The organism is Nonomuraea sp. B5E05 (assembly GCF_039880665.1).
Taxonomy (GTDB): Bacteria; Actinomycetota; Actinomycetes; order Streptosporangiales; family Streptosporangiaceae; genus Nonomuraea.
In genome coordinates this window covers 26,830-39,682 of the sequence record NZ_JBDPMJ010000048.1, presented here as the reverse complement: position 1 = coordinate 39,682, position 12,853 = coordinate 26,830, and the positions used below count along the sequence as shown (strand labels likewise).

At 71.7% G+C, this 12,853-nt stretch carries 9 protein-coding genes and 1 riboswitch; of the genes, 4 read left to right on the top strand and 5 right to left on the bottom strand.

Annotated elements, in window-relative coordinates:
* Positions 1 to 324: 324 nt before the first annotated feature.
* On the top strand, positions 325 to 1,053 hold the full coding sequence (locus ABGB01_RS43615) for an SDR family NAD(P)-dependent oxidoreductase (protein ID WP_347780014.1): 729 nt from the start codon (positions 325 to 327) through the stop codon (positions 1,051 to 1,053).
* Between the two features lie 47 nt (positions 1,054 to 1,100).
* Here ABGB01_RS43615 and ABGB01_RS43610 read toward each other — a convergent pair whose 3' ends face one another.
* Both ABGB01_RS43610 and ABGB01_RS43605 read right to left on the bottom strand, forming a co-directional pair.
* Complete coding sequence (locus tag ABGB01_RS43610; RefSeq protein ID WP_347780013.1) at positions 1,101 to 2,303, bottom strand: MFS transporter; 1,203 nt, start codon at positions 2,301 to 2,303, stop codon at positions 1,101 to 1,103.
* Between the two features lie 868 nt (positions 2,304 to 3,171).
* Positions 3,172 to 4,365 (bottom strand): cytochrome P450, encoded by a 1,194-nt coding sequence (locus ABGB01_RS43605; RefSeq protein ID WP_347780011.1) that lies wholly within the window; start codon positions 4,363 to 4,365, stop codon positions 3,172 to 3,174.
* A 399-nt stretch (positions 4,366 to 4,764) separates the two neighbouring features.
* Between ABGB01_RS43605 and ABGB01_RS43600 the strand changes: the two genes are divergently transcribed.
* Positions 4,765 to 5,379 carry a DUF4865 family protein gene (locus ABGB01_RS43600; RefSeq protein WP_347780009.1) on the top strand — a complete coding sequence of 205 codons (615 nt, stop codon included), beginning with the start codon at positions 4,765 to 4,767 and terminating at the stop codon, positions 5,377 to 5,379.
* A 127-nt stretch (positions 5,380 to 5,506) separates the two neighbouring features.
* On the opposite strand, the gene ABGB01_RS43595 is transcribed toward ABGB01_RS43600, so the two are convergent.
* Together ABGB01_RS43595 and ABGB01_RS43590 are read right to left on the bottom strand one after the other, a co-directional pair.
* Positions 5,507 to 6,916, bottom strand: a complete 1,410-nt coding sequence (locus ABGB01_RS43595) for a serine hydrolase domain-containing protein (protein ID WP_347780008.1) — start codon at positions 6,914 to 6,916, stop codon at positions 5,507 to 5,509.
* Positions 6,917 to 7,273: 357 nt separating this feature from the next.
* Positions 7,274 to 7,948, bottom strand: a complete 675-nt coding sequence (locus tag ABGB01_RS43590) for a YoaK family protein (RefSeq protein ID WP_347780007.1) — start codon at positions 7,946 to 7,948, stop codon at positions 7,274 to 7,276.
* A 295-nt stretch (positions 7,949 to 8,243) separates the two neighbouring features.
* Here ABGB01_RS43590 and ABGB01_RS43585 point away from each other — a divergent pair, with 295 nt between their 5' ends.
* Both ABGB01_RS43585 and ABGB01_RS43580 read left to right on the top strand, forming a co-directional pair.
* A complete protein-coding gene (locus ABGB01_RS43585) occupies positions 8,244 to 9,968 on the top strand; it encodes an ATP-binding cassette domain-containing protein (RefSeq protein WP_347780005.1) in 1,725 nt (574 codons plus the stop codon).
* A 52-nt stretch (positions 9,969 to 10,020) separates the two neighbouring features.
* A complete protein-coding gene (locus tag ABGB01_RS43580) occupies positions 10,021 to 11,862 on the top strand; it encodes an ABC transporter ATP-binding protein (RefSeq protein ID WP_347780004.1) in 1,842 nt (613 codons plus the stop codon).
* 77 nt (positions 11,863 to 11,939) lie between these two features.
* On the opposite strand, the gene ABGB01_RS43575 is transcribed toward ABGB01_RS43580, so the two are convergent.
* Entirely contained in the window at positions 11,940 to 12,626 is a 687-nt protein-coding gene (locus tag ABGB01_RS43575) for a CHAP domain-containing protein (protein ID WP_347780003.1), read from the bottom strand.
* 12 nt (positions 12,627 to 12,638) lie between these two features.
* Positions 12,639 to 12,775, bottom strand: a riboswitch (cyclic di-AMP (ydaO/yuaA leader).
* Positions 12,776 to 12,853: the final 78 nt, after the last annotated feature.

Below are 12,853 nucleotides of genomic sequence, written 5' to 3'. Positions count from 1 at the left end.
CACTCCTGCTCCGCGTGGACGACGAGATCGACGGCGTCATCGCGGTCCGGGTCGAGGACGCCCGCATCACCGGCCTCTACTACGTCCGCAACCCGCAGAAGCTGACCCGCATCGCATCCGAGACCCCACTCACGCTGAGGTAGTCCGTCAGCCGCCGCGCCTTGATCACGGCATCGCGGCAGTGCGGAGCATCCCGAGCGAAGGCATCCGTTCATCGGCACACGCGCGTACCGGCCCGCTCTGTGACCACGTCAATCGGCAGTGTCACAGGAATCGGGTCGGCACCGTCACATGGCCATAAGTACAACGACGTCAGGAGAGAACATGACCTCAGTATTGATCACTGGAGCGAACAAAGGGCTGGGCTACGAGACCGCGCGTAGGCTCGGAGAGCTGGGCTGGACGGTCTTCCTCGGCTCACGTGACGAGGGTCGGGGAAGGGCCGCCGCGCAGAAGCTGGCCGCCGACGGCGCACACGTCATCATGGTTCCGTTGGACGTGACCTCGGATGAGTCGGTGGCCGGGGCTGTGCGGCTGGTCCGGGAGCACACCGACCGGATCGACGTGCTGATCAACAACGCCGGCACGCCGGGCGGCGGTGTCAACCCGGCGGCCGCGACAGCCAAGGACATCCACGCCGTCTACGACACCAATGTGTACGGGCCGGTCCGGGTCACGCACGGGTTCCTGCCGCTGTTGCAGGCGGCCGACAACCCGCGGGTGGTGATGGTCACCGGCGCCGGGGGGTCTATCGCCGTCGTAACCGACCCCGCGCAAGCCGTCTCGAAGATGTACGAACTCGCCTACACCTCGTCGAAGGCGGCGTTGAACATGATCACCGTCCGATACGCCCAGGCGCTGCCGGCCATCAAGTTCAACGCCGTGACCCCCGGCGAGGTGGCCACCGGCAAGTTCACCGCCACCGACATGAACATCCACACGGGCGAGCTGACGGTCGCCGAGGGCAGCGATCCGATCATCGAGCTCGCGACGCTCGCCTCTGACGGGCCGACCGGAGTCTTCATCGATCGCCTCGGCCCCATCGCCTGGTGAACATCTTGGCGAGCGCCGGCACGAGCCGAGATGTTTCAGAGGCGTGATCACAGAGAGCTACTCTGGGGCTGGTCGCGCGGACCCGAGTGGGTGGCTCTGTTCCAGGCCAGCAGTACCGGCACCCCCGCGGCCAGCCCGGCGGCGCCGGCGATCGCCAGGCCGTACTCCGGTCCGGCCGCTTCGACGAGGAGGCCGCCGAGCAGGATGCCCAGCCCCTGGGCGGCGACCATGCCGGAGGAGGCCAGGCCGACCGCCTGGCCCCTGCTCTCCGGCGGCGCGATCCTCACGTACTCCGCGTTGGCCGCCACGTGGTAGCCGGTGAGCATCCCGCACACCGTCCACAGGAGCAGCAAGGGCACGTAGCCGGGGTCCGCCGCGCTGGCCGCCAGCGGCACGCTGGCCAGCACCGCCATGGGGGCCATCAGCGCCATCCGCCGCGATTCGGTGAAGAATCTGGACAACACGAACACGCCGATGACGTTGCCCACGGGCAGGGCGGCCATGAGAAGCCCCGCTTCCGTGGTGCCCAGGCCGAACGAGGCGGCGTACGGCACCGCGATCGCCTCGGGGATGACGTGGAAGCCCGACAACATGGCCAGGCCGAGCAGGCTGCGCAACGCGCGATGCCCGGCCACCAGCCGCAGCCCGCCGAGCAGGGAGATCGGCTGCTTTCCCGCGGCCGGCGGGCGCCGGCGTACGGTGGCCAGGGTGAGTGACGCGGCGGCGGCGAACGTGGCCGCGTTGATGAGGATGGCCGTCTCCGCGCCGGCCAGCGCCACCACGATGCCGCCGCCGGCGAAGCCAAGCAGCGTCACGACCTGGTCGCTGAGCTGGTGGACCGCCACTCCGGTCTGGTAGAGCTCGCGGGGCAGCACGTCGGGCGTCAGCGAGATGCGCGCCGCCCTGCTCGGCGAGTCGAGCAGTTGGGAGGCGAAGACCAGGGCGCACAACGCGGGCAGCGGGAGGCCGGGCAGTGCGACGCATCCGATGAGGACGGTCCTGGTCACATCGCAGGCGATCGTGACCTCGCGCCGCGGGTAGCGGTCGGCCAGCCAGCCCAGCGCGGGCCCTCCGACCAGCGCGGGCACGAACGTCATCGCGTAGACGAGCGTGGTGACGGCGGCCGAGCCGCTGCGCTCGTAGGCGAGGACAGCCAGCGCGACGCGCGCCAGCTGGCTGCCCGCTCGCGCCAGCAACCCGCCCAGCCATAAACCGCGAAACTCGCCGATCGCGAGCACTTTGGTGTACATCGATTCCGTCCGGTCCTCCTCGACTGTCCTCGCCGCCCTCGACGAACCCGCACTGCTGCAGGTCCTGCCATGCTCCGGAAACCCGCGCGGGCGGGCGCAGGCTCCCCGCGGTGGGTGGTGGCCGCCTGCCTGCAGATACCACCACCCACCGCGGGATCACCTCATCAGGTCCAGACCGGGTCGCGTCGCATCGCCCACACCTCCCTTCGAGACGGGTTCTGGCTGGTCGGCCGCCGTTGAAGCTGCCGGCGTCCGGGATTCGTGTCGGTACTCGGCCGGACTCACGGACCAGTGATCGTGACGTACATCCCGACGCGGCCTGGCTTGGTCGGGACGCACTGGCCGGAGCCGACTCAAAGGTTGATGCGCATCATGTTCTGCTCACCAGGTGACCGGGAGTTCGTGGGCGCCGTAGACGACGGCGGCGGGCGGGGCGAACGAGCAGCCCCGCTCGACCGGCAGCTCCACGTCGGTGGGTTCGCCGGTAACGCTGTTCGGCATGAAGGACCTCCGGGCAGAAGATCTGGCTGAAAGTGTTTGGGATGAAGCCCGACGCGGTGTCCGGTCAGGTGGCTGTTCCGCCGCCGTGTTCATCGCGGAAGCAGGTTGCGGTGGGCGAGGAACGCCTCGGTGGCCGAGCCCATCCGGCCGCCACCGGCCATCGGCTCGGCCGTGCCCGTCACCGCATCCCTGCGTTCGTCCATACCTGGCTCCTCGCCTGATCACCTGCGATTCCTGCTCTATGCACAAGGCGCCGGAGCCCACCACTGTGTGACACCCGAGACCGGTGACACACGTCATATGCCCGCACGGTCACAAAGTCCTGGCGCCGACGCCGCGGTCGGTGTCAACCTCAAGACCCGTGGGTTCACCAGGTCACCGGCAGCGTGTGCACGCCGTACACGAGGCTGAAGGCGCGGAAGTCCGCCTGCTCGTACGGATCGGCCAGGGCGAGGCCGGGGAAGCGGCGAAGCAGCGCGGGGAAGGCGATGCGCATCTCCATCCGGGCCAGCGGCGCCCCGAGGCAGTGGTGCACGCCGTGGCCGAACGCGACGTGGCCGGCGGCTTGCCGGGTGAGGTCGAGGGTCTCGGGATCGTCGACGAAGGCGGGGTCGCGGTTGGCGGCGGGGAACGAGCAGATCACGAGTGATCCCGCGGGGATGGCATGCCCGGCGATCTCCACCTCCGTCGTGGTCGTGCGCGGCGGCAGCGACTGCACGACGGACAGCCAGCGCAACAGCTCTTCGACGGCGGGCTCGACCTGGGCCGGATCCTCGCGGATCACCGCCAGCTGGTCCGGGTGCCGGAGCAGGGCCAGGGTGCCCAGGCCCAGCATGTTCGAGGTCGTCTCGTGCCCGGCCAGCAGCAGCAGGCTCGCGATGCCGATCAGCTCGTCGGCGCCGAGATCGTGGCCGTGCTCGCGTACCAGCATGCCGAGCAGGTCCTCGCCCGGGTCCGCCTGCGCGCGGCCCACCAGGCCGGCCATGTAGGCGCGGTCCTCCCGCTGCGCCGCGACGCGCTGCTCCATCGGCAGGGAGGTGTCCAGCATGCGGGCGGAACGCTCCTGGAACTCGTCGCGGTCGGCATGCGGCACACCCAGCAGCTCGCAGATCACCAGCGAGGGCACCGGCAGCGCGAAGTGCCGCACCAGATCGGCCGGCCTGCCCGCCCGCTCCAGATCGTCCAGAGCCGCCTCGACGATCTCGGTGATCCGCGGCTCCAGCCTGCGCATCCGCCGTACCGTGAACTCCGGGGTGAGCATCCGGCGCAGCCGCGTGTGCTGGGGCGGGTCGAACCCGATCAGCTGCCCGGCCTGCATCTTTGCCAGCTCGTCGGCGTTCATCTGCCCCGCTCCCGGGAACGGCGTCAGGGCGCTGCTGAACCGGGCCGGATCCGCCAGCACCCGGCGCACCTCCTCGTGGCGGCAGACCAGGTACGCGGGCAGGCCGAACGGCGTCTCCACCCGCACCACACCCTCGCCGTCGCGAACCCGGGCCAGCTCCTCGACCGGGTCAAGCCCGTTCCGCCGCATGTGCAGCGGCAATGCCAGCGCTTCCGTCATCGTCCGTCTATCCGTCCTGTGATTGGCACTCAGCGTCTTTGCGCGGTTGGTGGAACGCTCCGCCAGGCGTTCGGTCCCTCGAACACGCCGTCCAGCATCCGGGGCGGGATCCGCGCGGCGTGCGCACCGACCAGGCGAGCGTTGACCCGGTCGTCGGCCTTGGCCGCGGTCCGGGCGAGGCGAGGCTGTGCCACCCACGCGGAAGGCCGGAAAAGTTGTCGCTCATATCCAGGTGACGAAGGGGCGGCCTCCCGGGGGACACCCCGGACCCGGGAAATCGGAGCTGTTCGAGCCGGCGGGTCAGGAACCGCCGCTCGGGCGTCGGAGCCGCTGCATGGTCTCTTCGATCACCGGCCTGCTTGCCCGCTGATCACCCAACGAAGAAAGGCAGCATCGTCCGTGTATGCCCAGCAATACGAGATCACCCTGCCCGCTGACTACGACATGGGGATCATCCGCAAGCGGGTGGCCGAGGGCGGCCACGTCCTCGACGACCGGGCCGGACTGGGTCTGAAGGCGTATGTCATCCGCGAACGCGGTATGGACGGCTCGCCAGTCAACCAGTACGCCCCCTTCTACCTGTGGAACGACACCGGCGCGATGGCCCACTTTCTCGTCGGCGGCGGAGGATTCCAGAACATCGTCCGGGACTATGGCCGCCCTGTCGCCCGGCATTGGACAGGCATCGCCTGCCAGGCCGGCCCCGCCCGCACAGCACCTCCCAGGGCAGCCTCACGCCGCCTCACCTCGATATCTTCCGGCGCTGACCCGGACGGCACAGGACTGGGCCTGTCCGCGCTGATCGAGCGGGAGGCCGAACAGCTGCAACGGCTCTGCGGCCATGAGGGCGTGCACACCGCTGCGCTGGCCGTCGACCCCCACCATTGGCAGCTGCTGCGGTTCGTGGTGTGGGCGGACTCCTCCGCGCCGGACGAGGAGGCGACCGAGCGCTATGAAGTGCTGCACCTGTCCGCCCCCGGCCTGAGTGACCTGCCGGAGGGACAGGGCTGGTAGCACTTCTGCGAGTCCCGGGGGTTCGGGTGCTCCCCGGGCCTGACGGCCGGGCGGTGGCCATGTCGTGGCGCGCGGCGGAGCTGTCACCGGCATCATGCCGACGGCCGCTGCCGCCGGCATGGCCTGGTCAGCTTGCGGTCTGCCCGCCGCAGAACGCCGCCTTGACGAGCCGGTCCAGCAGCTTCGGAAAAGTGGCGAGGTCGAATGCGGCGTCGCCGGCGGTCAGCGAGGCGGTCAGGGTCTTGCCGCCGTCGGGCGAGCTGTACATCAGCGCCGCGTACCCTCCCGGAGGGTTGCCGTTGTGGTTGAGCACGGTGCCGCAGGTCGGGCCCAGGTCCTGCACGAACATCCCCAGGCCGTAGCGGCCGTAGAGGGGGTCGCTCTTCGGGTGCGGCGTGCGCATCTCGGCCCGCAGTTCGGCCGGCAGGAGCTTGCCGCCGTTCAGCGCGGAGAAGAACGTCTGGAGATCCTTGGTGGTCGAGATCATGTCACCGGCGCCGGCCACCAGGGAGAGGTTCTGGCGGGAGACGTCGGCCACCTTCCACTGGCCGGCGTCCTGGTAGCGGAAGTAGCCGTGGGCGTACGGCCTGGGCAGCTGTGCCCGGTTGCCCGGCACCACGGTGCCCTTCAGCCCGAGCGGCCCGACGATCCGCCGCTTCAGCTCCGCGTCGAAGGAATGGCCGGTGACCTTCTCGATCAGCAGCCTGGCCAGCGTGTAGTTGGTGTTGGAGTAGCTCCAGTCCTTCCCGGGCGCGAACTTCGCCGGCTTGGACAGCGCGAACCGCACCAGCTCCTGTGGCCGGTAGGAGTGGAACCGGTTGTCCAGCCACTCCTTGCCCGTCGCGGGGAGACCGGGCACCCATGTCCCGTCGGGGTCGAGGTCGCCGGTGTAGTTGAACAGACCGCTGGTGTGCTGCAGCAGCATTCGCACCATGATCCGCCGGTCCAGTCCGAGCTTGGGCAGGTAGCCGGCCACCGGGGCGTCCAACCCGATCTCGCCCTCGGCCACCAGTTGCAGCACCACCGCCGCGACGAAGGTCTTGGTGACGCTGCCCACCCAGAAATGCCCGTTCGTCGGCGGCTTTGCGCTCGCGCCCAGCTTGCGCTGCCCGACGCTGCCGGCCCACTCGCCCCGCTCATCGTTCATGCGCACCTGCACACCGAGGAAACCGGCATCGACGAACGCCTGGACGGCCTTCTGCAGCTCCGGGCGATCCTGCCCGGCGACGGCTCTCGACACGGCCGCGCTGCTGTCCGCGGCGGCCACATCCGCCGTAGCCACCGTGGGTGCGATCGTCCCGGCCAGCAGCCCGGCCGCCAGCGCTGTGACCGCCACCGGCCGGAAGACGGTGTGCCGGCGCCTCGGCGCGCCACCGTCACGGCCTATCGTCCCGAACGCTTCGACGTGCGTTGCACCGCCCCGGCTGAACAGGGCGGCCAGCCCGGGAATCCGCCCGGACTCGACATGCCGTGCCAGCACCTCGCGCAGTCTGCGCAGCCCTGCTGCGGAGAAGCCACGGTTGCCTTGTCCCATCATGAATGTCCTCACCTACAGTGTTCGATCCACAGTGTTCGATCTTGCGAGCCCCGTCTCGGCATGGCGCTCATGGGCAGCCGTCGGCGACGCACGAGGGCCGGGAGCGAGGTCGGCGTGGCCGGTTCGCAGCCCTGAGGGTGTAGTCGCTGAACCGTTCATCGCATCCACCATCGCCGGCCGCGCTGATATCGGGCCGTCACCGGGCTGACGCCGCCACTGACATGCCCCCAACACCGCGCCAAGGGTCACGTCGATCGCACCAACCACCGGGCGGCCATCGCGATCGATGTCCTCAACGGCGCCGATTCGACAACCGCCCAATGCCCTTGACTAACCGGCATTGCGGCTAGCGCTCGCCTAGCGGGCCGCGAAGGCGACGACGGCGAGCAGGACGGTGGCCGCGGCCAGGGCGGGCACGGGGCCGGTGGCGACGTGCAGCGCGGCCCCGCCCAGCGCCCCGACGAACATCGCGGCGATACCCGCGGTCCGGCGCAGGGCCGCCCGCCCCCGGCCTTCGGCGAAGAGCGCGGTGAGGGTGGTGGTCAGGACGTTGGTGTTCATGTCGGGCACCGCCAGCTCGCGTACGGACGCGCTCTGCATGCCCATGCCGCCGGCGAGCAGTGCGATGAGCGCCGCCTGCGCCGCCGGCTCGCGGAATCCGGCCAGCTGGGCCGTCACCAGGGCGACCGCCACGAGCAGCGCGTGCGCGGCGGTGAGCACGACGAACGCCCGGCGCTGGTCCGTCACCCGCCCGGTCGCCCGCCCCGTGGCCCAGGCGCCCGCCGTGAAGGACAGCAGGGCCATCGGCGATCCCCACAAGGTCAGCCGCTCCTCCCCGGCCAGGGCGAAGCCGACGAAGACGATGTTGCCCGTCATGTTGGCGGCGAAGACGCCGTGCAGGCCGAGGAAGCTGACGGCGTCCACGAACCCGGTCACGACGGTCAGCAGAACGAGCAGGGCGGGCACGATGTCGTGCGGGTTCGCGCCAGGAGGGAAGAGCCGGTCGGCGAACCACCGCAGCCCTGCGTTCACCCGGCCTCTCCTGCCGGCCGGTCAGGCGCCTCTCCCGTGCTCGTCTCCGGGGCGGGACCCCTCGCCTGCGTCACAGTCGGATACTCTCCGTAACCGTGCGGCACCCGCAAACCCGACACGCTCAGGAGCGTGACGGCGGCGTGCGACAGAGGTCGTCGACGGCCGCCAGGACACGTTCGCGGGCGGCGCCGGGTGCCATCCCTCTTCGCGATGTGATCACATCGGTTTGACCGGTTCGGCGTAGCCGGGTTACGGTCGTACGCATGGCAGATCAATGCGATCACATTGGATTAGTGTGAGGCCGGTCCGGCTCGCCCGGCTGCTGGCGCTGGCCGGTTCCCGCCGCCTGCTCACCCTGGGAGTGCTCAGCGTGGGCGCGGCGGTGCTCGGACCGCTCAGCACGATCCCGCTCGGCCTGCTGATCGACCACGGCGGCGCGGCGCAGGTGATCGCGCTGCTGCTCGTGCTGCTGGGGCAGGAGCTCTGCACGGCGCTGCGCGAACCGGCCGGAGCCGCCGCCGCCCGGCGCATCGACGGCGTGCTGCGCGCCAGGGTGCGGGCCGCCGCGACGGCCATGCCGCTGGCGCGTCTGGAGCACCCCCGGGTGCAGGCCGACGTACGGCTGGCGCTTACCGGGCACCGCGGGCGGACGGCGGGCACGGCGGCGGTGGCGCTGGCCGGCGAGGCGAGCAGGGCGACGTCGGCCCTGTTCGGCGCCGTGGTGCTGGCCGTGCACGTGTGGTGGGTGGCCCCGGTCGCGCTGGCCCTGTCGATCGCGCAGAACCGGCGCATCGCCGCGATGCTGGTCGGCCCCGGCGGTGCGGAGTCGCTGGCCGACAGCCCCGAGCAGGTCATGCGCCTGCGCCGGGCCGGCTATCTGGCCGAGCTCGCCGGCGGTCCCGGCGCCGCGAAGGAGATCCGCGTCTTCGGCGTGGACGGGTTCCTCGTCGGCCGGTACGTGACGGCCATGCGCGCGTTCCTGACCCCGCAGGCGCGCGGGCGCCGCGCCGTCGTGCGCGGGTACGCGGCCGTGCTGGGGCTGCACCTGGCCGGGGCCGCCGCGACGTTCGGGACGCTGGCCTGGCTGACCGCCGCGGGCGCGCTGGGGGCCGCAGCCCTGGCGCAGAGCGTGCTGGCGGCCCTGCTGGTCCTCGCGTACGGTGCGGGCGGCCACCAGATGTTCGAGATCGCCTACGGGAGCAAGCCGTACGAGGCCACCCTGCGCCTGCTCCACCCCTCTCTCACCACCACCACGCCGGCGATCGCCGGGCCTGCCGGCCGCGACGGCGAGGGGCCCGGGCTGGTCAGGGTGACGTTCGCCTACCCCGGCCGCGCGGAACCGGTGCTCAAGGAGCTCGACCTGCGGGCGCGGCCGGGGGAACGGCTGGCCCTGGTCGGGCTGAACGGCGCGGGCAAGACCACCCTGGTCAAGCTGCTCACCGGCCTGTACACCCCCCAGAGCGGCACCGTCAGCGCCGCTGAGGACGCCGCCGTGGTCTTCCAGGACTTCGCCCGCCACCCGCTGCCGCTGCGCGACAACGTCCGTCTGGGCGCGCCCGCGTACGAGGGGACGGACGCCGACGTGCTCGCCGCGCTGGCCGCGGTCGACGCGCTCGACCTGCTGGAGGGGCTTCCTCGCGGGCTGGACACGCCGCTGTCGCGGTCGTTCACCGGGGGCCGTGACCTGTCCGGAGGGCAGTGGCAGAAGGTGGCGCTGGCCCGGGCCGTGTACGCTCTCGACGCGGGCCGGCGGATCCTGATCGTCGACGAGCCCACCGCCCATCTGGACGCGCGGGCCGAGCAGGAGGTGTTCGAGCGGCTGCTGGACCGCACGCGCGGGCGCACCCTGGTGCTCATCTCGCACCGGTTCGCCACCGTACGGCGGGCGGACCGGATCGTCGTCCTCGACGGCGGCGCCGTGGCCGAGCAGGGCGGTCATGCCGAGCTGCTGGCTCTGGGCGGCCGTTACGCGCGCTGGCACCGCCTCCAGACCGCCCTGATCGCGGAGGGCGGCCGGTGATCCTGCCCCTCCTGCCCCGGCTCCGGACCGTCCCGATCGCGGGGGCGGGCCGGTGACCGCGACCCTCCGTACGCTGCTGACCCTGGCCTGGCGCACCGACCGGCGGGCCTTCCTCACCCTGGCCGCCTTCCTCGCCCTGGGCGCCGTCAGCCAGGGACTGGTCGGCGTGTTCCTGCGGGCGCTCACCGACACCGCCACCGCCGGCCACGGCGCGCGGGCGTCCCTGTGGGGACTGGCCGCCGGGGCCGCGCTGGCCACCGGTGTCGCGCTCGGCCGCGCGGAGCTGGCGCTGATGGAGGAGCTTGCCGAACGCATGGGCCTGTCCGTGCAGGAGGAGATCCTCACCCTCACCTCGGGCGTGCCCACCATCGAGCACCTGGAGCGGCCCGCGTACCTGGACAAGCTGGCGATGTTGCGCGACGAGAGCCGTCAGCTGTACTTCGCGGTGTGGGCGCTCGCGCTGGTCGCCGAGCACGCCGTGCAGATCGGGCTCGGCGTCGTGCTGATGGCCGCCGTGCATCCGCTGGTGACGCTGCTGCTGGGCGGCGCCGTGCTGCCGTCGCTGCTGGTACGCGGCCGCGCGGCCCGCCACGTCGACGCGGCTGCCGAGCGCACCGCTGAGACGGCCAGGCTGGAGCAGCACCTGTCCGAGTCCGTCACCACGCCGCGGACGGCCAAGGAGATACGGATCAGCCGCGCCGCGCCCGCCCTGGAGGCCATGGCCGCGCGCCGGTGGGAGGAGGTGTCGGCGGGGTTGTCGCGGGGCGAGGTCCGGGCCGCGCTGCTCACGTTCGCCGGGTCGGGCACGTTCCTGGCCGGGTACGTGTCGGCGCTCGGCTGCACGGCCTGGCTGGTCGCCCAGGGGCGGGCCACGGCGGGCGACGTGGTCCTGGTGGCCACGGTCGGGGTGCAGTTCGTCACCCAGGCGTCCCGGCTGGCCTTCCACCTCGGGTCGGTGGCCGCGGGCCTGCGGGCCGCCGCGCGGCTCGCCTGGCTTCGCGCCTACGCCCGCACTCACGACCCGGCCCTGGCGGAGTCCGGCGACGACGCACCCCGCGCCATGACGAGGGCGGCCATGATCGATCACGGCCGGGAACGCGGCGGGGCCGAGCCGCCTGAGAGCTTCGCGCAGGGCATCACGCTGCGGAACGTGACGTTCACCTATCCCGGCACCACCCGGCCGGTGCTGCGCGGGATCGACCTGAGCCTGCCCGCCGGCGCGACCGTCGCGCTGGTCGGGTCGCACGGCTCGGGCAAGACCACCCTGGCCAAGCTGCTGTGCGGCCTCTACCAGCCCTCCGGCGGCGAGATCCTGCTGGACGGCGTCCCGCTGCGGGACGTGCCGGCCGTGCGCTGGCGGCGCCGGATCAGCGCCGTGTTCCAGGACCGGGTTCCGTTCGAGCTCGCCGCCGCCGAGACGGTCGGCATCGGCGACCTGCCCCGTATGGACGACCGCGCCGCCGTGGAGCAGGCGCTGGAGCGGGCCGGCGCCACGGAGACGGTGGCCGGGCTGCCCAGGGGCCTGGACACCGAGCTGGGCGACAGCTTCGAGGGCGGCGTGACGTTGTCCGGCGGGCAGTGGCAGAGCCTGGCCCTGGCGCGCGCCTCGATGCGGGAGGAGCCGCTGCTGTTCGTGCTGGACGAGCCGACCGCCTCCCTGGACGCTCCCGCCGAGAGCGCCGTCTTCGCCAGGTACGCGCAGGCCGCGCGCCGCCACCGCGCCGCCATCACTCTCCTGATCACCCACCGCTTCCCGACGGTGCGCATGGCCGACCTGATCGTGGTGCTGGACGGCGGGCGGATCGCCGAGCAGGGCGCTCACGGCGAGCTCATGGCCCGCCGGGGCCGCTACGCCGAGCTGCACGCCATCCAGCGAGCGGCGGCGGACGGCTAGGCCGCCGGCCGGCCGGGCGGAAACGCGAGCGAGCGCGCGTCCCGAACGGGACGCGCGCTCGCTCGCGGTGACCGGGGTCAGGCGGCGTACTCGGGGTAGCCGTAGCCGACGACCTGGGACTTCGGACGGGTCCGCTCCTCGACCTTGCCGTTGCCGGTGTTGCCTTCGACCGTGGAGATGGTGCCGTCGCCGTTGTCCTTCACGACGAAGCCGACGTGCTGGATGTCGGTGAGCTTCTTGCCGCCGTCCCAGGAGAAGAACACCACGGCGCCGGGCTTGGCCTTGTTGCCGAAGCGGTCGTTGGCGGCGAACCACTTGGCGTGGGTGACGGTGTAGGCGTCCCAGCCGATCTGCGGGCGGGCGCCGGTCTGCTCGCCGACCCAGGAGACGAACATCGCGCACCAGGCGGCGTTCAGGTACGCGGCCCGGTTGCCGCCGTCGCGGGCGATGGTCTCGGCGGCGCGCTGCGAGTCGGCGTACCACTTCTGGTACGGGGTGCCGCCGCCGGCGGCGTTCTCGGAGGTGCCGACCTGGGACTTGGCGAAGTCCAGGACCTGGGAGGCGGTCACGTTGACCTTGGTCTCCTTGGCCGCGCGCTGCTTGGAGTCGGTCACCGGGGAGACGGCGGCCGGCTTGTCCGCGGGCGGGGTGTCGGCGTTGGCCGCGGCGACGTTGAAGCCGAAGGCCGAGGCGAGGACGCTGGCGCCGAGTGCGGCGCAGGTGATGGTTCGCTTGGGAATTGCGGTAAGACGGAACGTGGCCATCGAGGGGGTAACTCCTTGCTTCCATGCCGCTTACCGGGTTAGCTGACGGGTTCGGGCGTGGAAGCTGCCCTACGGCACCAGAGTGCCGATTCACCCCAAAGGACGTGGGTCCCCGGTTCCGCGTGATGCGGATTCAGCGGTCACAGGACAATCCTGTGATCTATCGTGCGATGGTCAGACATAGCCGGACAAACCGGACGTATGCCGTAAGTTGCCCCACAAGGTAA